We start from the raw sequence: 24795 nt of genomic DNA, 5'->3' as shown, positions 1-24795 counted from the left end.
TCAGCAAGAACCCTGCCGTGTTTCACGTGTGTTTCATGCCTCGAGCCGGGGCGTTCTGCCCCATCCGACCAGGGGGCTCGCCACACCGGGGCGTTTTGCCCCAGGGTCAATCACCCCGGAGGGCCGTCGTCGTGAGTCTTCGCCCGGGATGACGACTGCTGATCCTCCCGGCGCGCTTCTGTCGGGAACCCATGTGCACCTGCCCTGGATGGACATCCAAAAGACAGACACTGGATGCATTCGGGACGTTGGAGGCGGAAATGGCCGGGTGGGATAGGATTTCCAGACACTCTGGGTAATCCCCGCAAAGAATGCCATGTCCGTATTGGAAGGTTTTGTCATCATGGTCCTGCGCGGAAACGGAGCTCGGGGGGCACTTCCATGGCTGACAATGAGATGCAGACGTTCGCGGCGCTGGTCATCCAATTCCGTTCAGGGCTCTTGAAGCACGCCCAGCGCATCCTGGGGAATGCGGCGGACGCGGAGGACCTGGTGCAGCACGCGCTGGACGAGGCGTGGAAGGAGCGGCTGCACCTTCAGGGGCCGGAGGCCTTCCGAGCGTGGACGGGGCGGGTCATCAACACGCGGGCCATCAGCCTGTTGCGCCACCACCGCGCGGAGCAGCGCAAGGCGGTGAACGCGGGCTGGGTGACGGTGCTGGCGGACGACCCGGAGGAGGCCGAGGGCTGCGAGCTCTGGACCTTCATCCAGGAGAAGGACCTGCGCGAAGCGGTGGAGCGCCTCCCGCCGCAGCAGCGGGAGGTCTTCCACCTGCGAGCGCAGGGGCGCTCCTACGTGAGCATCGGAGCCCAGGTGGGCCGCTCCACGGGCACGGTGGGCTGGTGGCTCCACCAGGTGCGCGAACAGCTGCGCGAGCGGCTCCAGCCCATCGCGGAGGAGCGCCGGCTCTCCGTGGGCACGTGGCACTGAGGTCTCAGGTGTTGCCCGCCCGCGCGGCCAGCAGCGCCGGTCCCACGGCCTTCTCCTCCGGGAGGGGCAGGGGCGTGGCCTCCGCGCGCAGCAGCGGCAGTCCGTGCGGCTGGGCCTGGAGGTAGGCCACCAGCTTCTCGCGCACCAGGCAGCGCAGGTCGAACGCCTTTCCGGAGTCCGCGGCGCTCACCAGGGCGCGCAGCTTCATGGTGCGCTCGCTCAGGTCCGTCACCTGGAGCCCCTGCACCTTGCCGTCCCACAGCCCCTTGGACTCCTGCTCCAGGATGCGCTTGAGCTCCGCGCGCACCGCCGGCACGTCCGTGCGGAAGTCCACGTACAGCTCCGCCGTGCCCAGAATCTCCGGCGACACCTTGCTCCAGTTCTGGAACGGCTTCTCCAGGAACTGGGTGATGGGGATGACCAGCCGGCGCAGGTCCCACACCTTCACGACCACGTAGGTGAGGGTGATCTCCTCGATCCACCCCCACTCGTTCTCGATGATGACCGTGTCGCCAATGCGCATGGGCTGCGTGATGGACAGCTGGATGCCCGCGAACAGCGTGGACAGTGACTTCTGCGCGGCCAGACCAATGGCCAGGCCCGCGATGCCCGCGGACGCCAGCAGCGACACGCCCACGTTGCGCACCGCCTCGAACTGGAGGAGCAGCAGCGACGCGGCCACCAGCACCACCGCCACCTCCACCACGCGCCGCAAGATGGCCAGCTGCGTGCGCAGGCCGCGCACCCTCGCCACGTCCGTGCCCTCCGGCGACTTCGCGACCTTGTCCTCCAGGAAGCGCGCGGCCCGGGTGAGGAAGCGCAGCACGAACAGCGCCACCGCCACGATGACCACCGAGCGCGCCGCCAGGTCCACCGTCTCCTGCGCCGGAGGAGGCAGCTTGAGGAACCGCGCCCCCGCCGCCACCAGCATGCCCGCCAGCACGAAGCGGATGCTCCCCTTGCCCGCGGCGAGCATTTCGTCATCCCAGCCGGACTTCGTCAGCCCGGCGGCGCGAGCGCCCACCCGCAGCGTCACCGCCTCGCCCAGCCGCCCCAGCGCCCACGCCCCCACGAGCACGACCGCCAGCCCCAGCCACTGCCACGTCTCCAGCACCCACAGCGGGCGCGTGAAGAACACGGGCGGCAGCATCTCCAGCAGCGGCGACCCGTGCTCCTGGAACAGCGTGTCGATGGCGCCCACCGTGTCCGCGCTGAAGACCCACACGGGGCCTCCTTCCGCGTCCACCCGCTCCAGCACGATGTCCTGGGGGCCTCGCGCCGTGGCCACCTGGCCCAGCACCTCTCGGCGGGCGCGCTCCCCGGGGCCCGCCGGCTCGCGGCCGATGCGCGCGAAGTCCAGCCACATCGTCCGGTCCAGCACCACCACCAGCCGCCGCGCCAGTGCCAGCCCCTCCTCCGCCTGCGTCTCCGGAGGCAGCCGCGACAGGTCCAGGTAGTGCGGCGCCCGCAGCCCGTCCCGAGCATGCGCCGCGTCCAGGAACCCCGCCGCCGTCGCCGTGGGCGTGCTCCGGTCCACCTCCGGCGGAGGAGGCGGCAGCCCCGCGTTCAGCGCGAAGGCCCCCACGGGCCCCAACAGCAGCAACACCCACAGCCACGGCGGCACGAAACGACGCACGGTACTCTCCTGATCCTTATGTAATTTGAGAACAAACAATCACCCTGGACGGAGGCTGTCCAGCGGTGATGACGCGGAAGGACAAGGGTCGGACGCGGTGCGGACGGGCGGGTGGGCGCCCCATGGTAGGTTTGGCACCTCCATGTCTGCTCCCGCATCGTCGCTCAAGGCCGTCATCGCCGCGCTGTCCGGCAACGTGTTGGTCACGCTCATCAAGTTCATCGCCTTCTTCCTGTCGGGCTCAGGGGCGATGCTGTCGGAGGCGATCCACTCGTTGGCGGACACGGGCAACCAGGTGTTGTTGTTCCTGGGGTTGAAGCGGGCGGCGCGCGTGGAGGACGACTCGCATCCGTACGGCTACGGCGGCGAGCGCTTCATCTTCGGCATCCTGTCCGCGTCCGGCATCTTCTTCGTGGGCTGCGGCGTGACCGTCTACCACGGCATCCAGTCGCTCCTTCACCCGCACGTGGCGGAGACGGGGCCGGTGACGTTCGGAGTGTTGGGGCTGTCCTTCCTCATCGAGGGCGGCGTGTTGCTGTTCGCGGTGCGCGGGCTCCTCAAGCAGGCCGCGGGCGAGCCCTTCTTCCGCTTCGTGCGGACGAAGGCCGACCCGGCGTCGGTGGCCATCCTGCTGGAGGACGGCGCGGCGGTGCTGGGCCTGGTGCTGGCGACGGCGGGCATCGCGTTGACGCACGTGACGGGCAACCCGGTGTGGGACGCGGCGGCCTCGCTCACGGTGGGCGTGCTGCTGGGGCTCATCGCCATCTACCTGATGGTGGAGAACCGGGAGCTGCTGCTGGGCCGGTCCGTGCCCTCGGACGTGGAGCAGCGCTTCGAGGACCTGCTGCGCGCCCGCCCCAGCCTGGCGGACCTGCACGACGTGAAGACGCGGCAGCTCACCCCGGAGTCCTACCAGTTCAAGGCGGAGCTGCGCTTCAGCGAGTCCTTCGTGGCGGCCCGGCTGGCGGAGGCCCTGCCCGCGCAGGGCCTGCCCCCGGTGGGCGCGGAGCGCGAGCGCGCGTTGACGGACGCGGCCCGGCACCTCATCCGCACCCTGAGCGAGGAGATTGACGCCATCGAAGCGGAGGTCCGCCGCGCCATCCCCCAGGCGAAGCACATCGACCTGGAGCTGGAGCACCTGACCGCCGCCGCCGCCGAGGCCGCGGAGCTCCGTGCCCGTACCGGGTAAGCTTTGCCTTGAATCCTGGTTTTGTAGTTTAGGCCGTGCTATGCGTTTTCGCGGTTCCCCTCACGGGAGCGGCGAGACGGGATGCGCGGACGGAATGCATGGAGTGTGGGCGTGGCGCTGCTCGTCGGCTGCGCTGGCACGTCCTACTTCCAGAGCGGCCGGGAGGTCTTCTTCGGCCAGCGGGGCGCCAGGGTCTGGGTAAAGGGTCCCTGGCCCGCCATCCAACCTTCCGCGAACGTGGACGAGGTCATCGACCAGCTCTGCCCGGCGGTGATGGCGTTGGACCGGGCCCGCGAGCGGGACTACGGCCAGGAGTACTGCGGGCTCATCTATTCGCTGGGCGGCGGGGAGTACTACGCGAGCTGGCCCTCGCCGCTGGGGCGCACGACGCTGGTGGGCGCGGACCTGCGCCGCAAGAGCTGCAGCGTGCCCAGCGTGGTGAAGGACGACCGGGGCCTGCCGTCCACCCTGGCGGACTTCCACAGCCACCCCTGGTTCCCGTCGGGAATGTCACAGGAGGACCGCTGGAGTCAGTCACAACGTTGGACCCTGCGAGTCCAATTTGATTCAGGATGCACGGTGACGAAGCTGGTCCCGTACAAGGGCGAGCCGCGTCCCGGTGAGGTCTATCTGCGGCAGGGCAAGGCGTGGAAGCTCATCGGGTACATCCACGAAGCGGACAAGGACACGGGCTTCATCACGCCCGTGGAGGACTAGATGGGGCGCCAGGGTTTGTCATCGCGGCGGGTGTGGATGAAGCGCGGGCTCGCGGCGCTGCTGGCGTTGCCCCTCACCGGCTGCGTGCTCTTCGCGCGGCCCATCCGTCCGCCACGCGCCTCCGACGAGGAGATGGCCCGCTTCCAGTTCCCGCTGGACCTGCCCGCGGAGGGACGGACGCAGACGCCCGCCCTGGTGGCGGTGGCGACGCAGCTGGCGATGGATGACTTCCGTCCGCTGGACCTGAAGCCGCACAAGGGCGCGACCGCGGACGAGCTGTGCCTCTACCGGCGGGACTCCTTCGACGTGTGGACGGCGCCCGGCCCGGAGGGCGTGATGTTCGTGCGCTTCGTGCCCCGGCAGGACGTCTGCAACTCCGAAGGGCCCGTGACGGACGCGAGCGCCACGTACGCCATCGACACGCGCCAGTGGCGCATCCTGTCCATCCAGCGCTAGGCCGCCGTCGCACCCGTAGGCGGCGCCTCATCCGGCGCCGCGCGCGTCAGGCCCAGCACCTTCTCCCGCTGGGGCCACGGCCACGCGCCGGTGACCATGGCCAGCTTGCCCGCGAGCACCGAGCACACCGCGACCTGGAACGTGCAGATGTACGAGATGATGCCCATGTCTCCGAACACCTGGTTCAGGTAGGACGCCACCACGCCCACGATGACCAGGCACGCTGTTCGGTGTTCCGCCGCGTACGCTCGATGGTACGAGCGCGCCGCCAGGTACACCGTCACCACCAGGTACATCCACACGCCCGTGAACCCGAACCACCCGCCGAAGGCCAGCAGGCCCAGCAGCGAGTTGTGCGGGTGGAAGCGGTACGTGGGGAACACGAACGCGATGTTGGGCAGCGGGTAGGGCTCCAGGAACTCGTGCCCGTAGCCCGTGCCGAACACGGGGTTCGTGTTCCAGGTCGCGATGAGGTTGAGGTTCTCGATGTCGCGGTAGTCCAGCTCTCCTTCGGCGTGCTGACCCTCGATGATGGAGCGGAAGGTCGCCACCGGCTTGAAGATGCTGCTGCTGGAGCTCCACCCGGCCAGGAAGTACACAATCAACAACGGCGAGCACGCGATGAGCCCGCGCGTGATGAACTTCTTCAGCGGCGTCCACGGGTTGAAGAGGTACGCCGCGGCCAGCCCGCCCACGAGGCTCACGTACGCGAGCCGGCGGTCGTTGAAGAACATCCCGATGAACACCAGGATGATGATGAGGATGCCTCGGATGGCGTGGCCGGACCTGGGCCGCTCCAGCCAGCGCATGATGCACACGCTGATGGCGAAGATGAACGTCATCGAGTCCGAGTGGCAGGTCGTGTACTCCACCTCCAGGTGCTGTGCGGGCACGATGGCGAGCGCGAAGTAGGTGCTCACCGCGGACTTGGTGAGCGCCGCCGCGATGATGGTCTTCGCCACCAGGGGCCAGTCCTCCGGCCCGCGCAGGCTGTAGTGGTACATCATCCCCACCAGCGGGAGCACCGCCGCCTGGTGCCACTGCCAGAGCGAGTTCTTGATGTCCCCGCCCCGCGCGATGCCCCACACCTCCATCCACATGATGGAGAAGAACGAAATCGCCAGCACCACCGCCAGCGGCCGGGGGATGGGCACCACCGGCGGATCAATCTTGGACTTCGTGGCCCGCCGGACGATGCCGATGACGATGGAGCCGATGATGAGCCCGTCGATGAGCGGGAAGCGCAGGGCGCCAATGCCCACCAGCTCGTGCATCTGCGTGAAGAGCAGCTTCCCCAGGGGGAAGAGCGGCGACGGCCAGAACATCGACTGGGGGCGCTCGGGTGTGTAGTCCACCGCGAGCACCAGGTAGAGCACCGTGATGGCCAGGTAGCGCAGCGGCACCTTGAGGATGACCCACCCCACCGTGAGCGCCAGCACGGGCGCCATGGTGACAATGGGGTCCCCGTTACCCACGGCGGCCGCACCCAGGGTGACGGCGCCCAGGCCCACGACCATGACGATGTACTGGAGCCAGGCGGCGGGCGAGGGTTTGAAGGCCATTCGAGCGAGGGGGAGGCTATATCCCGGGCCCGGGTTGGGATAGATGCGAAGGCGTATGGCTGGCACCCGACCCCGCGTCCTCCTGATTGCTGAGCTGTGCAACCCAGACTGGGTGAGCGTCCCCCTGGAAGGCTGGTCCCTGGCAAGGGCGCTCGCCGAGGTGGCGGATGTGCACCTGGTCACCCAGGTCCGCAACCGCGAGAACATCCTCAAGCAGGGGCTGGTGGAGGGGAAGGACTTCACGGCCCTGGACTCCACGCCGGTGGAGCGTCCGCTGGACAAGGTGGGCGAGCTGCTGCGCGGCAAGGCGGGCGTGGGGTGGACGACGGCCACGGCGCTGAGCGTGTTGCCGTACTACTACTTCGAGGAGCTGCTCTGGCGGCGCTTCGGGGACCGCATCCGCGCGAAGGAATTCGACGTGGTGCACCGCTACACGCCCATCAGCCCCACGACGCCCAGCACGTTGGCGGCGCGGTGCGCGGACGCCGGGGTGCCCTTCATCATGGGCCCCATGAACGGCGGCCTGCCGTGGCCCAAGGGCTTCGGCGACGCGCGCGTGCGTGAGCGCGAGTGGCTGAGCTACATCCGGGACGTCTACAAGCTGATGCCCTTCTACAAGTCGACGCGGCAGAACGCGGCGGCGCTGATGATGGGCTCGCGGGCGACGCGGGCGCAGCTGTCGCGGGAGTACCAGGACAAGGTCGTCTACATCCCGGAGAACGCCATCGACGTGCGGCGGTTCGGCGCGTCGAAGGCGGAGCCGCCGAAGCCGGGCGAGCCGCTGCGGGTGGCGTTCGTGGGTCGCTTCGTGCCGTACAAGGGCATGGCGATGCTCATCGACGCGGCGGCGCCGCTGGTGCGCGAGGGCAAGCTGCAGGTGGAGCTCATCGGCGACGGCGCGGAGATGCAGAACCTGCGCGCGCAGGTGGCGAGGGGCGGCCTGGAGAACGGCGTGACGTTCGCGGGCTGGGTGAAGCACCAGGAGCTGCAGGGCCGCCTGTCGAAGAACCACATCTTCGGTTTCCCGAGCGTGCGCGAGTTCGGCGGCGCGGTGGTGGCGGAGGCGATGGCGCTGGGGTTGGTGCCCATCGTGATGGACTACGGCGGTCCGGGAGAGATCGTCAGTCCGTCCACGGGCTTCGCCATCCCCATGGGCACGCCGCAGGAGATTGTCGAGCGCGTGCGCGGAGTCCTGGAGAAGCTGGTCGCGGATCCGTCCGTGATTGGCCCCATGGGCGAGCGCGCACGGGCGCGCATCCTCAAGCACTTCACGTGGAAGGCGAAGGCGGAGCAGGTGCTGGAGGTGTATCGCTGGGTGTCCGGCGAGCGCGGCCAGCCGGACTTCGGCATGCCGCTGGCGGACTGAGGTCCGCGGGGAGGGGCCCCTCATGCGAGGAGCCCCCTGAACGCCTCCGCGGGGACACCGGAGGTTACGGCTGGGCGTCGATGATCTTCTTGTAGGCCGCGCGCGTCTTCATCGCGTTGGCCAGGTCCTGCGCCTGGGGCACATCCGAGACCTTGGACAGCGACTCCTGGGCCTTGGCGTCGTCACCCTTGGCCATGTACGCGACCGCCAGATTGTAGTGGGCCTTGGCGTCAGAGCCGGACGCCTTCTCCCATGACGTGATGGCGGCATCCCAGTTGCCCGCCTTCGCCGCGTCCGCGCCTTCCTTCAGTCCGCCATCCGAAATGAGCGTGTAGCGCTCCGACAGCTCGTGGCCGAAGAGGGGGAAGTAGTGGTAGCCGACCGCGTCCGCCAGCACGCGCTTGAAGAGCTCGCCGCCGTCGCTGGGCAGGAAGTCCGTGCTCTGGAGCGCGCCGGGAATCACCCCCTGCGCCGACCAGTACACCGAAGGGAAGGAGCCGGCGTCCGGCGTGATGCTCAGCCTGGGGCGACCGGGCGTCTTGCCCTCGGCCTCGCTGGCGACGATCTCCGTCTTCACTTCCTTGCCGTCCTTCGTCACCGTGGAGAACGCCAGGGTGATGCTCATCAGGGTGTTGCCACCGCTCGTCTGCGAGCTCTTCGCCTGCATGACGTAGATGGCGGACACCAGGGGCGTCGCCATGTCCTGCGGAATCGCGCTGAAGGTGGCCGTGGGGGAGGGCAGGATCGCGCCGTCCTTGAAGCCGACGTTGAAGTCCGCCTTGGCCCCGGAGCTTGTCGCGTCGGAGAAGGCGTACTTCGGCTGCTGCCCCGTGACGTACGACTCCACGGCGGCCTTCACCGCGGCGTTCAGGGTCGCGGCGTCCATGCCGCTCGAGTTGTCGACATTCGTCGTGTCAACGCTCACCAGCGACAGGCCCGGCGCGCTCGACTTGAGTTCATAGAAGGGAGACTGCTGACGCTTCAGATCCACGGAAGACGCACAGGCAGACGTCAGGAGGACCGCGACGGCAAGCGTGCTCGAACGCAGGAAAGACATAAATGGAAACTCTCCGCACTGGGGGTCGCCTGGCTCACGGGCAGTGCCCCGCGGAGCGCGCTGACTCTTTCAGCCATGTTATTCGTAATCAAGTCAGATGTTGACTTTCAGTCATTGTTTGTCAGCACTCGCGGTTCATTGGGCTGTGATTGCTGAAGGCCTTTGCCAACAGACCTGGACATCTTCCGGCTGACGGATGCCGCGACGTTGATGGTCGCGACCGAGCGTTTCGTGGAGGCGGCGCGCGGCCTGGGCCCCCTTGGATGTTGTCCTCTTCAAGGAGCTTCCCGTGGGCGGCGGGGGATAGGGTTCCAGGCATGAGCTCCTCCCTGCTTCGCCGCGCCGTCCGTGGCTTCGCGGCCTACGACCTGATCGTCACGCTTCCATTCGCCACACCGTGGACGGCGGAAGCGATGCTGGGCGTCATGCGCTGGATGCACGAGAGCCTGGCGCTGGGCGGTGAGGCCATGCCGGTCTTCACGCCCGTGCACGTGTTCTTCGTCGCCCTGTTTGGCGTGCTCGCTGTCATCTGGGCGCTGGTCCGCGTCCTCCAGCCCACCGCGCTGCATGGCGCCATCGACACGGCGGGCCGGGGACTCGTCTCCGCGTGGATGGTGCTGGTGCTCACGCAGGGGGCATCCCAGGTGCTTGGCGTGTTCCTCGTGATGGAGGCCGCGGGCCTGTTCGTGCAGGGCGCGCTCCTGCTCGGTGCACGGAGTCGGGCGGCGGCTGCTCCCGCGACGGGGACCTGAGCGGAGGCCCTTGCCTCTGCACCAAGGTGCAGGGGTTAGCGTCCTTCGCATGAACCCTGAACCGTCCCTGCTTCGCCGAGTCGTCTTCGCCAGCGCGCTGTACGACTTCTTCGTCACCATCCCCTTCGCCACGCCGTGGACCGCGGACGCCGTACTCGCGGGCATCCGGTCCGTGCACCACGCGCTGGACCTGGGCGGTGAGCCGCTCCCCGTGTTCACGTCCACGCACCTGTTCTTCGTGGCCCTGTTCGGCACCATCGTGACGCTGTGGTCCGTCGTACGGCTCGTTCAGCCCACCGCGTTCAACGGCGCCGTGGACACCGCGGGCCGGGCGCTGTTCTCCACCTGGATGGCGTGGTCGCTCACGCAGGGTGCGACGCGGGTGCTCGTCGTGTTCCTCGTACTGGAGCTGGCGTGGATGTTCGCGCAGGGCGGTGCCATTCTCGGTGCCAGGAGGTGGCGTGGTGGCATCCCCGCGACGGCCCGTTGAAGCAGTGCCCTTGCGCATCGGCGCGCTCGCCCGTGAATCCGGCGTGAAGCTGTCCACGCTGCGCTTCTACGAGCGCCGCAAGCTGCTGCTGCCCATGGACCGCAGCGAGAGCGGCCAGCGCCTCTACGGCCCGGACGCCGCCATCCGCGTGCGCTTCATCCGACGCTCGCAGGAGCTGGGCTTCACGCTGAAGGAGGTGTCCGCCGTGCTCGCCCTCACCGACCGGCGAGGCACTCCCACTCGCGACGTGGCCCGCTTCGCTGAAGCGAAGGTCCAGGCCATCGACGCGCGCATCGACGACCTGCGCCGCATGCGTCGCGCCATCACCACGCTGATGGCCGAAGGCTTCTGCCCTCCGGACACCGTGTGTCCCATCCAGGCGTCGCTCGGCGCACCGAAGCGGAAGCCCCGCGCCTGAGCGTTACCGCCGCTCCGCCTCACGCGTGGTGCGCACCCACTCGCCGCGCTTCTCCGCGCCGGGGCCTCGCACCATCAGCCACACCTTCCACACCACGTAGAAGGGCGCCCACGCCAGGTCCAGCAGGCCGCGAGCCCCCACGCCGGACACCCACCAGCCGCGCAGCACGTACAGCGACAGCGACATCAGGCCGAACGACGCCAGCGCGGACGCCGCCACCGCCGTGCCTCCGGACAGCCACACCACGCCGGTCGCCAGCACCGAGCCCGCCACCGTCGCCAGCACCAGCTGGCTCAGGGGCGGCACCAGCACGTCCATGGACAGGTCCAGCAAGAGCCCGCTCTTCTGCTTCAGCGCGTCGCTGAGCAGCGGCCACCCGTGCAGCTTGCGCATCTGCGCGCGGCCGCCCTCCCAGCGCTGGCGCTGCGAACGGCTCTGCTTCTCCGCCGTCACCATCTCGCCCAGCACCTCCGCCTCCCAGGCGTAGTGCACGCGGTGCCCCGCGCGCGCCAGGCGGATGCCGTACTCCAGGTCCTCCACCACGCTGAACGCGTCGTGCGGCACCTGCTTCAGCACCGCGTGCGTGAAGCACATGCCGTTGCCGCGCAGGCCGCAGGACACGCCCATCCGCTCGCGCCCCATGGAGCGCACGCGGTGGAACATCCCCAGCGCGATGGTCATCAGCCGCGTGCGCCACGACGCCGTGGGGTTCATCACGCCGTAGTGCGCCTGCGCGCCGTGCGCCCCATCCTCCAGCCGGCGGGCGAAGGCGTGCAGCAGGTTCGCGGACACCACCGTGTCCGCGTCCACCACCACCACCGCGTCCGCGAAGCCGTCACGCTGGCTGTGCTCGAAGGCATGCGCCAGCGCGTAGCCCTTGCCGCGCTTCTCCTCGTCCTGGCGCTCCAGCACCGTGGCGCCCGCCTCCCGCGCCTTCTGGGCCGTCGCGTCGGAGCAGTTGTCCGCCACCACGATGATGCGCCGCAGGTGCGCCGGGTAGTCCACCGCGGACAGGTTCGCCACCGTCCGGGCAATGCCCAGCTCCTCGTTGTGCGAGGGGATGATGACGTCGAACTTCCGCACCGCCGGCGACGGCGGCACCGGCGCCGCCTTGCGCCCCGACAACAGCGTCAGGAGCAGCAGGTAGCCGCAGCCCACCACCACCGGCAGCAGTCCCACGCACAGCGCCACGTCCACCCAGGTCCAGACCGTCACGACAGTGTCACCCCCGCGCTCGCGCCATCCGAAGGACGGCCGAGCGCACGAACCTTCAGCGCCGTTCCAGCTCCGCCAGCACCGGCAACTTGAGCAGCCGCTCCACTTGCCACTTCTCCAGGACCCGGCGGCGCAGGATGTCCAGCGCCACCGCCGCGAACACCGCCAGCGCCACCCCGCCCACCACGCCCGCGATGGCGATGAGCTTCGGGTTCGGCTTGGACGGCTTCTCCGGGAAGAGCGCCGGCAACAGCACGCTGTAGCGGTGCTTCATGGAGACTTTGGAGATCTCCAGCTCCGTCTGCGCCTGGTCCAACCGGCGCAGCTTCTCCTGGTGACGCATCACCACCATGCGCATCCGGTCCGTGGCCACCGCCACCTCCGGATCATCCGGCGTGCCCAGCATCGCGCCCGCCATGGGGGCACCGAAGCCCGCCGCCAGGCTCGTGCCCTCGGTCGTGGAGTCCACGTCCGTGCCGCCCATGCGCAGGTACTCCTGGATGAGCGACTGCTCCTCGGAGCGCAGGGACGTCAGCTGCGGCGAGTCCGCCTGCATCGTCGCCACGCGCTGCTCCAGGTCCACGATCACCGGGTGCTGCGGAGAGAACACGACCCGCTGCTCGGCCAGCTGCGAGCGCAGCTCCGTGAGGCGGCGGCCGCGGAACTCCTCCACGTCGCGGATGGCGCGGCGCTTGGCCTGCACCAGGAACTTCAGCTGCGCGAGCGCGTGGTCCGTCGCCAGGAGCGCCTGCCGCGCGCTGGCCTGCTTGGGGTCCGCTTCCTTCTTCTTGCGGCGCGCATCCGCGGCCCGCACCGCGCGCTCCAGGTCCGCGATGGCCTGCTTGATGTTCGCGGCCTCGTTGGCCACCTGGCCCTGGAGGATGTTCACGGACTCGGAGATGGCGCCCATCTCCGAGTCATGGCGCATGTCGAGGAAGTTCTGCGCCGCGGCCTCCACGATGTTGAAGGCCATCTGCGGGTCGCTCCAGTCCACCCCGATGGTGACCGTGCCACTGCCGCCCTCCGCCATCACGATGAGGCTGGTCTCCAGCATCGCGATGAGCGCCTCCTCCTTCTCCTCGTCCGTCATGGGAGGCGGAGCCTTCTTCAGGTACTGCTCCTTCATGCGGCTGAGGGGCGACCGCATGTGGTCCCAGTACTCGATGAGCTTCGCGTTCTTCACCACGGACTTGAGGTTGCCGCGGCTGAGCACCATCTCCCACGCGGCGCGCGTGGGTTGATCCGCCTCCACCGGGATGGACCGGCCCGGGTTCACCAACGAGGAGATGATGAGGTTGCGGTACGTCAGCATCCGCGTCTCGACGTGGTACTTGCGCGGCATCAGCTTCGCCGCCGCCGAACCCAGCCCCGCCATCACCGCGACGATGCACAGCCCCAGGAACCAGTGCCGGAAGATGGCCCTGCGCACGAAGCCCAGCCCGTCGAACAGGAAGCCCCAGTCGATGAGGTCCGCCGGCGCGTTCGTCTCCTCGCGCTCGGGGACGTACGGCGGGGGCGGGGCGGAGCGAGGCGTGCGTGGGGCCGGCGTCGTCACGCGTTGCCCCGGGGCGCCGCGGACTTGAGCACGTGGCGCACGCGCTTCTCCAGCTCCTCGGGCGTGAAGGGCTTGCCCAGGTAGCCGTTGGCGCCGGCCTCTTCCGCGTAGGCCTTGTCCTCCGGCAGGTTGCGCGCGGACACCATCAACACCGGCACGTGCGCGATGGCGGGCGTGCGGCGGATGTGCTCGCAGACGTCGTAGCCGGACACGTCCGGCAACGTCAGGTCCAGACACACGAGGTCCGGCTTGAGCTCGCCGCTCGCCAGGTACTCCATGGCGGCCTTGCCGTTGGGCTGCTCCACCACGTTCTTCACGCCCATCTGCTCGAGCATGTCACGCAGCATGACGCGGAACATCGGAGAGTCCTCCACGAGGAGGACAGTGAGCTGTTGGAGCTCCATCACGTCTGACGCCTTTCCTTCCCTCACCCGAACCCGTACCTGGGAACGAGGACGAGCACGCCATATGCGTACGCCATGTTGAAGAGGGCCACCCACAAGATGGCCTTCTTCATCCCCCGCCAGGGATGCGCATCGCGCGCGGCCGCTCCGGGCAGCGCGATGGTGGCAACGAGGACGGACAGGAGGATGAGCTTCGCCATTGCGGGAGCCTCAGAGGATACCCGTTTTCTGGACCGTCAGTCCCAGCGTCGCGGACCACACCGTGCGGGCCGCCTCCACGTCGGGCGAGCGAGTCCATGCCGCGCGAGTGTCCACCTCCAGGGTCATCCACCGGTTCACCGTCCAACCCGCGCCCACACCGCCCACCACCTGCCGGTCCCCCACGGCTCCGCCTACCGCGAAAGCACCGCCTCCCGTCCCGGAGAACCGGAAGCGCGGGCTCAGCGCCCAGGTGCCGTTCAACGTCAGGTCAGCCCTCGGGTAGACGAGCCCCGTCAGCCGATCCACGAAGGGCGTCACGCGCGCGGCGAGCCGGCCGTTGAAGTCCGCCGTCCGCGACGGCACCCGGTGGGACACCGCCAGCGTCAGGTCCGGGAGCAGCTCCAGGCGCTGCGGCGGATCCTCCACGGGCGCGCCCCCGACCTGGAAGGTCGTCAGCCGCCGCCCACCTGACAAGGTGGATGACGGGGTGACTCCGGGCACGTCCGGGTCATCCGTGGGGTCGTCCTCCGTCGCGCGCACGGAGTACGCCACGCCCACGCCCACCCCGGCCTCCACCGCCGTGCGCCGATCCAACCGGTGCGTCCAGCCGCCAGTGAGCGTGGTCACGGTGGCGCGAGCGCCGGTGGAGAAGCGCGAGTCCGAGTACGCCAGCGTGGTGGAGAGCGTGTGCCGGGGCGCGGGGGAGTTCCCCAGGGACAGCTGCGCGCGAGGGCCGTACTGGAAGGGCACCGCCTCCTTCGCCGTGTCGTCCAGGCCGCCGCTGGCGGAGAATCCCGCGCTGCCGGAAAGCCGCCAGCCCGGGCCCAGCCACACCGTCTCCGCCGCCAGCGTCGTCAGCGAGGACAGGAAGAACACCGTGTCCACGCCCTCTGGCAGCGGCTGGATGGGGAGGGCCGGTGTGTCCCCGGGCACCGTCGGGTCGTCATCCAGGCTGCCGCCCAGGGGCAGGTTGGTGAAGAGGTTCACCTGTCCCAGCACGAACTCCTGGGTGCCGTGCAGGGTGAGCCCGCGCGAGGGGCGCCAGTCCCCCAAGAGCCGCCCCACGTGCTGCACCTCGGTGCGTGGGTTGGTGGTGGCCTCACGGAAGGAGATGCGCGGCGCGTACTCCACCTGCGCCACCGCGCTGCCGTCGTCGTACTTCAGGCTCACGGTGGGGACGATGTCCATGTCCGCCGCCAGGGGGGACACGGTCTCCCCCGTGGCCTGCGCGTCCATGGAGCGCGCGCGGGTGTCCACGCGGGCCGAGGCGCCGTACTTCACGGAGGCGGAGGCCACCTCCAGCCACAGGCTCGCGAGGGCCGCGTCCAGCACGGGTTACTCCACCACCACCACGTCGCCGGGGCGCAGGCGGAAGGCGGCCGCGCGGCCTTCGCCGCGGATGATGTCCTCGTAGCGCACGCGGATGCGCGTGGGCTGCTCCGCCTGCGGGTCATCCCGGCGCAGCACGAAGATGCGGTCGCGGTGGGCGTAGTCGGTGAAGCTGCCGGCGGCGCCCAGCGCCTGGAGCAGCGTCGCGCCCGGGTCCAACACGTGCGCGCCAACGTTGGCGACTTCCCCCAGCATCGTCACGGACATGGGGCGCGCTTCCTCCAGCGACACCGTGACCACGGGGTGGTTGATGAAGTCCTTGAGCCGCGTCTGGATCTGCTGCGCCAGCAGGGCCGGCGAGTGGCCCGCGGCCTCCACGTCGTCCAGGAAGGTGAGGCTGATGTTGCCGTCCTCGCGCACCTTGGCGCGCGTGGTGAGCGCCTCCTGGCCGAACACCTTCACGTTGAGCACGTCGCCGGGGACGATGCGGTAGGCGGCGTCCGACTCGGTGGGCTTCTCCTGGTAGTCGTTCACCCAGGTGTACTGGCCCAGGCCGCTGCACGCGGGGGCCAGGAGGAGCAACCCGGCGCACGCGAGCGCGCGGGAGACGGGACCGCGGAATCGGGACGGGCGGGAAGGCATGGCGCTAAGAGTTCCTCACGCGGCGGGGGCGGCCGGCACGGCCACCTCGGCACCATTACCACCGCGCTGCTTCGCCATGCGCACGACCTGGAGCAGCTCCGAGGGACGCACGGCGCCGGTGCCCAGCACGCCCGCCACGTAGGCGGAGGCCGTCAGCCCCAGCCGGGGCCACGCCTGCATGCCCGCTCCGGCCAGCACCCGGTCCAGGACCACGCAGCCCACGCACACCGCGGCCGTCTTGGCCACCATGAGGAGGGAGCGCCGGTCGAAGGAGTTCCTTCCCATGCGGCTGAGGAAGAGCACCGTGACGATGACCTCCGTGAAGAACATGGAGAGCGCCGTGGCGGTGGCGCCGCCGGACGGGCCAATGCGCCGGAACAGCCACGGGATGAGCATCAGGTTGAGGATGGGGTTCACCACCGCGCCCATGGTGGCCGCCAGCGTCACCCACCACTCCTTGTTGGACATGGTCAGCCAGATGCTGCTGACCATGGTGACGTAGGCCATCACGAAGATGGGGGACAGCACGCGCAGGGGCAGCGCCGCGGGCTCGAAGCCGGGGCCGCACATCAGGCGCACCCACAGGTCCGCGCCCAGCACCATGGCCATCATCACCGGCACGGTGAACGCGAGCACACCCTCCAGCGAGCGGCGCGTCAGGTTCGACAGCTCCGCGGGCGAGCGGGCCGCCGCGCGCGACATCATGGGCATCAGCACCCAGCCGAAGATGGGGGAGATGAGGAACGTGAGCCCCGCGATGCTGAACGCACCGCCGTACCAGCCCACCTCCTCCTTCGACGCGAGCTTGCCCAGCAGCGTCATGTCCGTGCGCCCGTTGCACGCCAGCGCCGCAGCGGTGAGGAAGAACGGCAGGCACGCCTTCATCACCTTCTTCGTCGCCGTCAGGTCGACGCGGAACTTCAGCCCCAGGTGCTCCTTCGCCAGCTTCCAGCTGATGAGGAGCTTCACCGCCTCCGACAGCACCATGGGCACGGCCAGCCACTGCAGGCCCACGCCGAACGCGGCCATCAGCGCCAGGCCGCCGCCCCACACAATCTTGGTGATGACGTTGGAGACGGACAGGCCCGCGACCTTGCCCTTGGAGTGCAGCAGCGCGGCCATGGACGCGTTGATGACCATGAGCGACTGGGCCACCGCGAACCACTGCACCAGGTGCTGCACCTCCGGAGGCTCGCCGGTGTGGTGGAGCACCAGCGCCAGCGCCACCATCAGGATGAGCGTCATCCCCAGGCGCAGGAGCATCGTGGTGCCAAAGAAGTCGCTCGCGTGCTCCGGCCGGACGGGGACTTCCTTCCGGATGTACGTCTCCAGGCCCAGGTTCGTGGCCACGAAGAACGTGGCGGCGAACGCCTCCGACCAGTTGAAGTAGCCGAACGCCTCCGGCCCCAGGTAGCGCGGCATCAGCGCGCGGATGCCCAGCGCGATGGCGTACGTCACCATCAGCGAGCCACCGAGCTGCAGGGTGCTGCGGACCGCGCCGCGCACTTCGTTCGCACGGGCGCCGTCGTCGGCTTCAGCGGAGGGGGAGGTCGGACTGTTCACGGTCATGGATGAAGCGGGCCTTCGGGGCTGCTGCACACCAGGGGAGGAAGGCCCGCCCCATGGAAAGACGAACGGGCCCGGCGCGTCAACGCCGGGCCCGGAATGACACCCCGGTTGCTAGCTTGCTCCGCGACCGGTGATGACCACGGGCACCGTCTGCAGGAGCAGCCGCAGGTCGCCGGTGAGGCTCCAGTGGTCGATGTACTGCATGTCCAGGTACATCCACTGCTCGAAGGAGATCTGGTTGCGGCCGGACACCTGCCAGATGCAGGTGAGGCCCGGGCGCACGGACAGGCGGCGGCGCTGCCACGTCTCGTACTTCGCCACCTCGCTGGGCACCGGCGGGCGCGGGCCCACGATGCTCATCTCACCGCGGAGCACGTTGAGGAACTGGGGCAACTCGTCGATGGAGAACTTGCGGATGAAACGACCGATGCCGGTGATGCGCGGGTCGTTCTTCATCTTGAAGACGGGGCCGGTCTGCTCGTTCTGCGCGGCCAGCCGCTCCTTGAGCTCCTCCGCGTTCACCACCATGGAGCGGAACTTCAGCATGTAGAACGGCTTGCCGTGCTGCCCGGTGCGCAGCTGCTTGAAGAAGATGGGGCCGCGCGAGGTGAGCTTGATGCAGGCGGCCACCACCGCGAACAGCGGCAGCAGGGCCCACAGCGCCACCGCGGACACGGCGATGTCGAACAGGCGCTTCATGGCCATCTGGTGCGGCTTGGGCGCCACCGCGGCGAAGTGCAGGTAGCCGTCCGCCACCGCGCGGGAGTCCACCGGGCGGGCGCGGTCCAGGCGGAACGAGTGCGCCGGCAGCGCGAACGGCACGCCGAAGCGCTCCGCCAGCTTGATGGCCGCCTGCATGGACTCGCCCTGCTTGAGCGTGTTGCCCGCGATGTAGACCTCGCTGACGGGCAACGTGCGCAGCAGGCGCTCCAGCTCGTCCGCGGGCCCCAGCACGTCCGCCGGCAGGCTGTCGCCAGAGGCGTGGTCCGCGGGGAAGCGCACGTAGCCCAGGATCTTGTGACGGCCGCGCTTGAGCAGGTCCTCGCCCGTGTAGCGGCCCATGGCGCCGGTGCCCACGATGAGCACCTCCTCCGTGGGGGCCTCCTGCGAGGCCACCTGGCGGAAGACGCCCAGGCGCAGCAGCAGGGCCACCGGCCAGAAGATGAAGAGCAGCGGCGCCAGGCCCACGTGGGCAGCGGTGGGCATCGCCAGCTCCAGCACCGCCTGGATGGTCACCACCGCCAGCGTGGTGACGGACACCAGCGCCACGTGGTCCAGCTTGCTGCGCTCGGCGAAGCGCGAGTCGTACAGGCACAGCGCCGTGCCCGTGATGAGCCACACCAGCACCGCCGTCAGCACCATGCTGGGCAGCTCCCAGCTCATGGGGAACGTCAGCCCGCCGCGCATCCAGGCGGAGCCCAGCAGCACCGCCACCAGCAGCGCCACATCCACGGTGAGGTTCAGCTTCGCCGCGAAGCCAGGGGCCAGGCGCGGCGGATCGGTGACCTCGGCCGCGGCCGGCACCCCGGAAGCCTTGACCTCGGCGCTTGCAGTCGCACTGCTCATCGTGTCCACCCCCCTCTGCTCACGTCCGGCTCTTGCAGAGGATACCGTCTAGACTAGAAAAGTTTAACCAGGAGGAAATGCAAGATTGCCAAATAGTGCGTCGCGGCGCAACCACTGCTCAGCAAGAAAGACATGACAACAGGTAAAAACTTGGACACCCATCCCAGCCGTCGGGTGTGAGTTCGCGTCCATGGACATTGAGGTCCAATGGGTCCTTTGGATCCCACCTGGACCCCAAAGCCGCCGGCTGCGCCCGCCGACTGCATGTACGATGCCCGTCTGACAGTCGGATGCCCGCGCTCCTACCGAGATGCGTCATGCCGGAAGTCATGAGGAATTCCCGGAGGTTGAGAGTGAGTCTCCAGGCGCTCTGTCCCGGTGTAGACGTTGCAGCGGCCGTTCCTTGAGAACGCGGCGAGCGTCACGCCAGCACGCAGGGCCAGGTCGATGGCCAGGGAGCTGGCGGCGGACACGCTGACCACGACGGGGATGCGGGCGCGGGCGGCCTTCTGGACGATTTCGAAGCTGGCGCGGCCGCTGACGGCCAGGACCGTGGGGGCGGTGGGGAAGGGCGGTGTGGGCAACCGGAGCGGGGCGCGCACGGCGCCGGCCAGGACCAGGGCTCCCACCACCTTGTCCACGGCGTTGTGGCGGCCCACATCCTCATAGGAGGCGAGCAGCTCGCCATGGGCATCCAGCGCGGCGGCGGCGTGCACTCCACCGGTGTGTTCAAACGTGTGCTGGATGTCGCGCAGGCGTTCGGTGGCGCGGGCCACGGTGTGGGCGGAGAGGACGGGGCCTGGGGCGACGGGGGCGCACGTGGCCATCAGGTCGTCCACGTCGCGGCGGCCGCACACGCCACAGGCGGAGGTGGTGAGGGTGCCGCGGCGGGTGGCCTCCACGCGCTCCAGGTCGAGCACGGCACCGGCGGCGGGAACGACCTCCAGCACGTTGCCGTATCCTTCCTCGCCGGGGTGGCCGCAGTGGAACAGGCTGCCCAGGTCGTCGCGGTCGTTGAGGATGCCTTCGGCGAAGAGAAAACCCACCGCCAGCTCGCGATCATGCCCGGGGGTCCGCATGGTGGTGGCGACGGGGTCACCATTCACGCGGATCTCCAGGGGCTCCTCCACGGCCACGCGGTCATCCTCGGCCGCACGGAGCGTGTCTCCGTCGAAGCGGCGCACGGCGCGGTGGGTGACGCCGCGCGGTTCTGGGCGAGAGACCTTGGATGTCGCGGATTGATCGCGCAGCCACGCGGTGAGGAGGTCCGCGACGGCGGTGGCGGTGGCCGGCACGCGCGGGCGCGAGGCCACGGTGGACGGAAGCGTAGGCGCGTCCGTCACCAGTGCGAGCACGTCGGGGCGGGAGGCAGCGAGCGGGGATTCCAGGCCCTCGCGCCACACCTCCAGCTTCGGGAGGGGGCCGTCCTTCCAGCCCTCCACGAGCACCAGATCCACGCGGCCCGCGTCTCGCGCGAGGAGCGAAGGGGACAGGGGCTGCCGCGTGGTGAGCTGCGTGCCGTCCGGCGTGGAGAATCCGGTGAGCGCGGCGCCCGCGGCGTCCAGGCGCGCGGTGTCGCTGCCCGGGCGGTGGAGCGGGTGCGCCTCCGATGAGTGCTTCACGTACGCGACGCGCAGGCCGCGCGAGGCCAGCTCCGGCAGCAGGCGCTCCAGGAGCGTTGTCTTGCCGGCGCCGGAGTGGCCGATGAGGGCGAGCGCGGGAGGCGGCTTCATACGGCCTCCACGGCGTGGAAGTCCGGTGCGTCGAAGAGCTGCACGTCCACGGACTCGCCCTGGGCGAAGTCCGCGCGGCCGGCGGGGAGCACGGCCCAGCCCCGGGCGGCCACGTTCTGCAGAATCTGTCCGGCGCCCTGGGGACGCAGGCGGGCCCACGGTTCAACGCTGTCCTCGCGCGCTTCGAGCGCCGAGACGGTGACGAGGTAGGTGAGGCCGGCCTGCTTGTGGCGGGGCTCGGAGAGGCGGGCGCGGGTGACGCGGCGCTGTTCGATGACGCCCTGGTGCTTGAAGAGGAGGGGCCGCGCGAACTGGTCGAACGCGACGGTGGCGGCGCCGGGGTTGCCGGGCAGCACGACGACGGCGGTGGAGCCCAGGCGGGCCACGGCCACGGGCTTGCCGGGCTTGAGCGCGACGCCGTCCACGAGGAAGCGCGCGCCCATCCGGGTGAGGACGCGCTTCACGCAGTCCTTGTCGCCCACGGACGCGCCGCCGGTGGTGATGAGCACGTCGACCTGAGGCGCGAGCTGCTCCAGCTGGGCGTGCAGCTCCGCTTCGTCATCGCGCGAGCGGGCCAGATGCGTGACGTCCGCGCCGGCCTCGCGGGCCAGGGCGGCCACGAGGAGGCGGTTGCTCTCGAAGACCTGGTGGGGTTGCGCGGGCTGGCCGGGGGGAACGAGCTCGTCGCCGGTGGCGATGACAGCGACGCGCGGCGCGGGGCGCACGAGCGCGGTGGCTTCACCCAGCGACGCGAGCACGCCGAGCACGGTGGCGTCCACGCGCTGGCCGGCGGGGAACAGCGGAGTGCCGGGCATCACCTCTTCGCCAGCGCGGCGCAGGTCATGGCCGGGGGCGACGGAGACGAAGAGGTCCACGTGGGAGCCGTCGTCGGTGGGGCGCGCGGCCTCCTGGCGGACGACGGCGTCAGCGCCGGGGGAGAGGGGGGCGCCGGTGAAGACGCGCGCGGCCTCGCCGGGCTGGAGGGCGCGGCGCGGGAGGTGGCCGGCGTAGACGGTGTCGACGACGCGCAGGCGCGCGGGGCGGTCGCGGTTGGCGCCCCGGGTCTCCTCGGCGCGCACGGCCCACCCGTCCATGGCGGAGTTGTCGCAGCCGGGCAGCGCGCGTGACGCGACGATGCCAGCGGCGAGGAACCGGCCATGGGCTTCCATCAAGGGAAGCCGGGCGGGAGCCGCGGGCAGAATGGCATCGAGCGCGGCCAGTCGCGCGGCGGGGAGGGGAGTCAGCGGCATGAGTCAGCGAGGGGGCGGCGGACTCTACGACGGGGTGCGCGTGCCTTGTCCACACAGGGCATGGGAGCGGCGGCTGCTCCCTCCCTCTGGGGGTTGGCGAAATCCCGGGTGTGAAGCGTTTTCGCGGAGGATGAGAGGTGTGTAGGGTCGGCGGACATGGACGGATCCGCGACCTTTCCCGACGTGACGCTGGCCATCCTGGCAGGGGGGCAGGGGAGCCGGTTGGGGGGCGTGGCCAAGGGGCTGCTGAGCGTGGAGGGGCTCACAACCTTGGAACGGCTGCGAGCGTTCGGGTCGCATTTCGAGGACGTGTTGCTGGTGGCGAATGTTTCGGCGCCGTACGAGCGCTTCGGGCTCCGCACGGTGGCGGACGCGGTGAAGGGCAAGGGAGCGCCGGGAGGGGTCCATGCGGCCCTGGGCGCGGCCAGCACGCGGTGGGTGTTCGCGGTGGCGTGCGACATGCCGTTCGTGACGGAGGCCGCGGCGCGGGTGGTGCTGGACGCGCGAGGCGAGGATGTGGACGCGGTGTGCATCGAGCGGGACGGACGGTGGGAGCCGTTGTTCGCGGCGTATCGTACGGAGCTGGTGTCACACTGGGGTGAAGCCTTGGTGGAGGATCCGTCTCTGCGGGGACTGCTGATGCGGTTCCGTACGCGGACCTTGCCGGTGGACGCATTGCGAGCGGTGGATCCGGAGCTGCGTGCGCTGGCGAACGTGAACACGCCGGAGGATTTGGTTCGGTATGGGGTGACGTTGCCCTGATTACGGCTCCGGCTGCGTCACCATGAACCGTGCGTAGGGCATGCCGGCCTGTGGCTGACCGAGCACGGGCAACGGGAAGCTCAGGGGCTTTCCGTCCGATGCCTTTGTGTTCCCCTCTACCTGCGCGGCACCAAGGCCCTGTCTCTGTCCCTGGAACGTGGCCTGCGGATTCCTCGCGGAGGCCCTGCCCGCCTGGATGACGGCGTAACGCGCGGCCACCGCTCCCACCGTGGACAGCACGTCCGCGGTTACCTGCTTCCACCGTGCGCGTCCCGGCAGCACGTCCATCACCAGTCCCGCCAGGGAACACGTCCGGGACAGCGTCCACAGAGCTCCCGACACACCCGTGCGCAGTGGCTTCCCCACCTCCACCACCTGCCGCGCCTCCAGCTCCACCGCCTCGCGCGTGAACACCTCCGCCACCTTGCCCGCCACACGGAAGCGGCGCAGCACGCGCTCCTCCGCGTCCGTGTGCGGGAACAGGGACAACAGGCTCCCCGCGCTCGCGGTCGCGGAGGCCATGAAGAACAGCGGCAGTGTGCGCCCCACCTGCTGCCACAGGGGCACCGCCGTGTTGCTCACCAGCACCGCCGTGTATCCCGCGAGCGGCAGACCCAGCACCGCGCCCACCATGCCCGCGGTGCGTCCCATGACTCCAAGAACTCCGGGCATCCGTCGCAGCACGAACGCCGCCGTGTTCACCGCGCCCGAACCCGCCAGCACCCACGAACCCACACTCATGGGTGACGTGGGCCGGAACACGCGCAGCATGTTCAGGAAGCGCGACGGCCGGCCCAGGTCGTGGATCAACAGCCCCGCGCTCACGATGTCCCCCGCCGTGGCCACTGCGTGACAGCGCCCCGCCAGCCGCTCCAGCCGCCGTCCCCCCAGATACTCCATCGACACGCCGAGCACGCTCGCCGCGCCTGCCACCCCGCCCACGTAGAAGTACGCCGGGACCGTCCAGATCCACAGCGGTTCCTTCAACACCGGCATGCCGTAGTAACTCGGCGCTCCTTCACTGTCCGGCCCCGACCGTGACGGCACCGTCGGCAACACGTCCATCCCATGCCGCACAGGCTCCGGGTCCTTCACCCGCTGCTGGGCACCCTCGCCCTCCAGGATGCCCGCGCGTGTGTCGATGTTCCGCCCGTCCGCCTTGCGTTGCAGCCGGTCCAGCAGCGTGTCGTCGCTCATCCGCGCCCCTCCCGCCCGAACGACACCGCGCCCAGCGCCACCGCCACCATTCCCACCGCACCCATCGCCACCGAGGCCCACGAGCGCAGAGCCTTCTTCGTCGGCACCACCGGGTCGGGCGGCAGGTTGTAGACCTCCGGCTTGTCCAACAGCAGGAAGAACGCGTTGAGCCCACCCGTGCCCGGCTGGTTCTCCGCGTCCTTCCCGTACAGGTACGCGTCCGTCACGCCTCGCTGATGCAGGTCGCGAACCCGTGACTCCGCGCGTGCATGCAACTCGTCCAAATCACCGTACTGGATGGACGCCGTGGGACACGCCTTCGCGCACGCCGGCGTCTGGTCGTCACCGATGCGGTCGTAACAGAGCGTGCACTTCCACGCGCGCCCGTCATCCTCGCGCCGGTCAATCACTCCGAACGGACACGCCGACACGCAGTAGCCGCAGCCGTTGCACACGTCCGGCTGCACGTAGACCGTGTCGAACTCCGTGCGCACGATGGCGCCCGTGGGACATGCCTCCAGGCACCCCGCGCGCTGGCAGTGCTTGCACACGTCCGACATCATCAGCCACGAGAAGTCCCCCGCGCCCGACATCTGCCCCTGCAACGGCACCGGCCGCTCCACGAACGCCACGTGCCGCCACGTTGACGCGCCCAGGTGCGCGGTCTGGTCGTAGGACATCCCCGTGAAGTGGAAGCCGTCGTCCGGAAGTTGGTTCCACTGCTTGCACGCGACCTCGCACGCCTTGCAGCCGATGCAGAGCGTCGTGTCCGTGAAGAACCCCTTGCGGCCCCCCATGT

25 protein-coding genes are annotated in these 24795 nt (G+C 69.7%); 10 read left to right on the top strand and 15 right to left on the bottom strand.

From position 1 onward, the window contains the following. Positions 1-381: 381 nt before the first annotated feature. Positions 382-930, top strand: a complete 549-nt coding sequence (locus tag GTZ93_RS35030) for an RNA polymerase sigma factor (RefSeq protein WP_158627161.1) — start codon at positions 382-384, stop codon at positions 928-930. A 4-nt stretch (positions 931-934) separates the two neighbouring features. Here GTZ93_RS35030 and GTZ93_RS35025 read toward each other — a convergent pair whose 3' ends face one another. Further along, positions 935-2566 (bottom strand): mechanosensitive ion channel family protein, encoded by a 1632-nt coding sequence (locus GTZ93_RS35025; RefSeq protein WP_315967406.1) that lies wholly within the window; start codon positions 2564-2566, stop codon positions 935-937. A 142-nt stretch (positions 2567-2708) separates the two neighbouring features. Between GTZ93_RS35025 and GTZ93_RS35020 the strand changes: the two genes are divergently transcribed. The 3 genes from GTZ93_RS35020 to GTZ93_RS35010 all read left to right on the top strand — a co-directional run bounded on the left by GTZ93_RS35020 (position 2709) and on the right by GTZ93_RS35010 (position 4928). Next, positions 2709-3755, top strand: coding sequence for a cation diffusion facilitator family transporter (locus GTZ93_RS35020; protein ID WP_120598676.1), 1047 nt, complete (start codon positions 2709-2711; stop codon positions 3753-3755). A 111-nt stretch (positions 3756-3866) separates the two neighbouring features. Then, positions 3867-4472 (top strand): hypothetical protein, encoded by a 606-nt coding sequence (locus GTZ93_RS35015; RefSeq protein ID WP_257979443.1) that lies wholly within the window; start codon positions 3867-3869, stop codon positions 4470-4472. Next, positions 4473-4928 (top strand): hypothetical protein, encoded by a 456-nt coding sequence (locus GTZ93_RS35010; RefSeq protein WP_139922014.1) that lies wholly within the window; start codon positions 4473-4475, stop codon positions 4926-4928. On the opposite strand, the gene wzy is transcribed toward GTZ93_RS35010, so the two are convergent. After that, positions 4925-6490, bottom strand: a complete 1566-nt coding sequence (gene wzy / locus GTZ93_RS35005; protein ID WP_139922016.1) for an exopolysaccharide repeat unit polymerase — start codon at positions 6488-6490, stop codon at positions 4925-4927. The two genes, GTZ93_RS35010 and wzy, sit on opposite strands and share 4 nt — an antisense overlap. Before the next feature lie 55 nt (positions 6491-6545). On the opposite strand from wzy, the gene epsH reads away from it, so the two are divergent. Then, positions 6546-7856, top strand: coding sequence for an exopolysaccharide biosynthesis glycosyltransferase EpsH (gene epsH / locus GTZ93_RS35000; protein WP_139922018.1), 1311 nt, complete (start codon positions 6546-6548; stop codon positions 7854-7856). Between the two features lie 64 nt (positions 7857-7920). On the opposite strand, the gene GTZ93_RS34995 is transcribed toward epsH, so the two are convergent. After that, entirely contained in the window at positions 7921-8847 is a 927-nt protein-coding gene (locus tag GTZ93_RS34995) for a tetratricopeptide repeat protein (RefSeq protein WP_139922020.1), read from the bottom strand. Positions 8848-9075: 228 nt separating this feature from the next. Here GTZ93_RS34995 and GTZ93_RS43450 point away from each other — a divergent pair, with 228 nt between their 5' ends. From GTZ93_RS43450 to GTZ93_RS34975, 4 genes are read left to right on the top strand one after another with little or no spacing between them, the layout of a single operon-like run. After that, on the top strand, positions 9076-9234 hold the full coding sequence (locus GTZ93_RS43450; protein WP_368733423.1) for a double-CXXCG motif protein: 159 nt from the start codon (positions 9076-9078) through the stop codon (positions 9232-9234). Continuing rightward, positions 9231-9665 carry a hypothetical protein gene (locus tag GTZ93_RS34985; protein ID WP_139922022.1) on the top strand — a complete coding sequence of 145 codons (435 nt, stop codon included), beginning with the start codon at positions 9231-9233 and terminating at the stop codon, positions 9663-9665. Before GTZ93_RS43450 ends, GTZ93_RS34985 begins: the two co-directional genes overlap by 4 nt. Positions 9666-9714: 49 nt before the next feature. Further along, positions 9715-10155: a hypothetical protein gene (locus GTZ93_RS34980; RefSeq protein WP_139922024.1), complete on the top strand. Its 441-nt coding sequence runs from the start codon at positions 9715-9717 to the stop codon at positions 10153-10155. Beyond that, entirely contained in the window at positions 10130-10573 is a 444-nt protein-coding gene (locus tag GTZ93_RS34975) for a MerR family DNA-binding protein (RefSeq protein WP_161663242.1), read from the top strand. The genes GTZ93_RS34980 and GTZ93_RS34975 overlap by 26 nt, the downstream gene beginning before the upstream one ends. Positions 10574-10576: 3 nt before the next feature. Here GTZ93_RS34975 and epsU read toward each other — a convergent pair whose 3' ends face one another. The 10 genes from epsU to GTZ93_RS34930 all read right to left on the bottom strand — a co-directional run bounded on the left by epsU (position 10577) and on the right by GTZ93_RS34930 (position 22037). Further along, positions 10577-11788, bottom strand: coding sequence for an exopolysaccharide biosynthesis GT2 family glycosyltransferase EpsU (epsU, locus tag GTZ93_RS34970; RefSeq protein WP_139922028.1), 1212 nt, complete (start codon positions 11786-11788; stop codon positions 10577-10579). 55 nt (positions 11789-11843) lie between these two features. Then, entirely contained in the window at positions 11844-13343 is a 1500-nt protein-coding gene (gene epsV / locus GTZ93_RS34965; RefSeq protein WP_120579628.1) for a PCP family exopolysaccharide biosynthesis protein EpsV, read from the bottom strand. After that, complete coding sequence (gene epsW, locus GTZ93_RS34960; protein ID WP_121755301.1) at positions 13340-13747, bottom strand: exopolysaccharide biosynthesis response regulator EpsW; 408 nt, start codon at positions 13745-13747, stop codon at positions 13340-13342. The genes epsV and epsW overlap by 4 nt, the downstream gene beginning before the upstream one ends. A gap of 23 nt (positions 13748-13770) precedes the next feature. Beyond that, positions 13771-13947: a hypothetical protein gene (locus GTZ93_RS42205; protein ID WP_014400807.1), complete on the bottom strand. Its 177-nt coding sequence runs from the start codon at positions 13945-13947 to the stop codon at positions 13771-13773. 10 nt (positions 13948-13957) lie between these two features. Beyond that, positions 13958-15280 carry an exopolysaccharide export protein EpsX gene (gene epsX / locus GTZ93_RS34955; protein ID WP_139923395.1) on the bottom strand — a complete coding sequence of 441 codons (1323 nt, stop codon included), beginning with the start codon at positions 15278-15280 and terminating at the stop codon, positions 13958-13960. 3 nt (positions 15281-15283) lie between these two features. Next, positions 15284-15919: an exopolysaccharide export protein EpsY gene (gene epsY / locus GTZ93_RS34950; protein ID WP_120579625.1), complete on the bottom strand. Its 636-nt coding sequence runs from the start codon at positions 15917-15919 to the stop codon at positions 15284-15286. A 15-nt stretch (positions 15920-15934) separates the two neighbouring features. Then, positions 15935-17488 carry an exopolysaccharide biosynthesis flippase gene (gene wzx / locus GTZ93_RS34945; protein ID WP_167548580.1) on the bottom strand — a complete coding sequence of 518 codons (1554 nt, stop codon included), beginning with the start codon at positions 17486-17488 and terminating at the stop codon, positions 15935-15937. Positions 17489-17599: 111 nt separating this feature from the next. After that, positions 17600-19063: an exopolysaccharide biosynthesis polyisoprenyl-phosphate hexose-1-phosphate transferase EpsZ gene (epsZ, locus tag GTZ93_RS34940; protein ID WP_120579624.1), complete on the bottom strand. Its 1464-nt coding sequence runs from the start codon at positions 19061-19063 to the stop codon at positions 17600-17602. Positions 19064-19356: 293 nt separating this feature from the next. Next, positions 19357-20787 carry a formate dehydrogenase accessory sulfurtransferase FdhD gene (gene fdhD / locus GTZ93_RS34935; protein WP_161663241.1) on the bottom strand — a complete coding sequence of 477 codons (1431 nt, stop codon included), beginning with the start codon at positions 20785-20787 and terminating at the stop codon, positions 19357-19359. After that, positions 20784-22037, bottom strand: coding sequence for a molybdopterin molybdotransferase MoeA (locus tag GTZ93_RS34930; RefSeq protein ID WP_139919726.1), 1254 nt, complete (start codon positions 22035-22037; stop codon positions 20784-20786). Before GTZ93_RS34930 ends, fdhD begins: the two co-directional genes overlap by 4 nt. A gap of 156 nt (positions 22038-22193) precedes the next feature. Here GTZ93_RS34930 and mobA point away from each other — a divergent pair, with 156 nt between their 5' ends. Further along, entirely contained in the window at positions 22194-22799 is a 606-nt protein-coding gene (gene mobA, locus GTZ93_RS34925; RefSeq protein ID WP_139919727.1) for a molybdenum cofactor guanylyltransferase, read from the top strand. On the opposite strand, the gene nrfD is transcribed toward mobA, so the two are convergent. Continuing rightward, the gene (gene nrfD, locus GTZ93_RS34920; RefSeq protein ID WP_139919728.1) at positions 22800-23996 is read right to left on the bottom strand and encodes an NrfD/PsrC family molybdoenzyme membrane anchor subunit; all 1197 of its coding nucleotides are present in this window, start codon (positions 23994-23996) and stop codon (positions 22800-22802) included. Beyond that, positions 23993-24793, bottom strand: coding sequence for a 4Fe-4S dicluster domain-containing protein (locus GTZ93_RS34915; RefSeq protein WP_167548578.1), 801 nt, complete (start codon positions 24791-24793; stop codon positions 23993-23995). Before GTZ93_RS34915 ends, nrfD begins: the two co-directional genes overlap by 4 nt. Between the last annotated feature and the right edge of the window lie 2 nt (positions 24794-24795).

The sequence above is a fragment of the Corallococcus exiguus genome (assembly GCF_009909105.1).
GTDB lineage: Bacteria > Myxococcota > Myxococcia > Myxococcales > Myxococcaceae > Corallococcus > Corallococcus exiguus.
This window is presented reverse-complemented; position numbering and strand designations above follow the sequence as displayed.

Coding starts and splice junctions, on each gene's coding strand:
- GTZ93_RS35010 (WP_139922014.1), top strand. CDS start 4,473: ATGGGGCGCCAGGGTTTGTCATCGCGGCGGGTGTGGATGAAGCGCGGG.
- epsY (WP_120579625.1), bottom strand. CDS start 15,919: ATGCCTTCCCGCCCGTCCCGATTCCGCGGTCCCGTCTCCCGCGCGCTC.
- wzy (WP_139922016.1), bottom strand. CDS start 6,490: ATGGCCTTCAAACCCTCGCCCGCCGCCTGGCTCCAGTACATCGTCATG.
- GTZ93_RS35030 (WP_158627161.1), top strand. CDS start 382: ATGGCTGACAATGAGATGCAGACGTTCGCGGCGCTGGTCATCCAATTC.
- GTZ93_RS34915 (WP_167548578.1), bottom strand. CDS start 24,793: ATGGGGGGCCGCAAGGGGTTCTTCACGGACACGACGCTCTGCATCGGC.
- GTZ93_RS42205 (WP_014400807.1), bottom strand. CDS start 13,947: ATGGCGAAGCTCATCCTCCTGTCCGTCCTCGTTGCCACCATCGCGCTG.
- GTZ93_RS34930 (WP_139919726.1), bottom strand. CDS start 22,037: ATGCCGCTGACTCCCCTCCCCGCCGCGCGACTGGCCGCGCTCGATGCC.
- fdhD (WP_161663241.1), bottom strand. CDS start 20,787: ATGAAGCCGCCTCCCGCGCTCGCCCTCATCGGCCACTCCGGCGCCGGC.
- GTZ93_RS35020 (WP_120598676.1), top strand. CDS start 2,709: ATGTCTGCTCCCGCATCGTCGCTCAAGGCCGTCATCGCCGCGCTGTCC.
- wzx (WP_167548580.1), bottom strand. CDS start 17,488: ATGACCGTGAACAGTCCGACCTCCCCCTCCGCTGAAGCCGACGACGGC.
- nrfD (WP_139919728.1), bottom strand. CDS start 23,996: ATGAGCGACGACACGCTGCTGGACCGGCTGCAACGCAAGGCGGACGGG.
- GTZ93_RS34985 (WP_139922022.1), top strand. CDS start 9,231: ATGAGCTCCTCCCTGCTTCGCCGCGCCGTCCGTGGCTTCGCGGCCTAC.
- epsH (WP_139922018.1), top strand. CDS start 6,546: ATGGCTGGCACCCGACCCCGCGTCCTCCTGATTGCTGAGCTGTGCAAC.
- mobA (WP_139919727.1), top strand. CDS start 22,194: ATGGACGGATCCGCGACCTTTCCCGACGTGACGCTGGCCATCCTGGCA.
- epsW (WP_121755301.1), bottom strand. CDS start 13,747: ATGGAGCTCCAACAGCTCACTGTCCTCCTCGTGGAGGACTCTCCGATG.
- GTZ93_RS34980 (WP_139922024.1), top strand. CDS start 9,715: ATGAACCCTGAACCGTCCCTGCTTCGCCGAGTCGTCTTCGCCAGCGCG.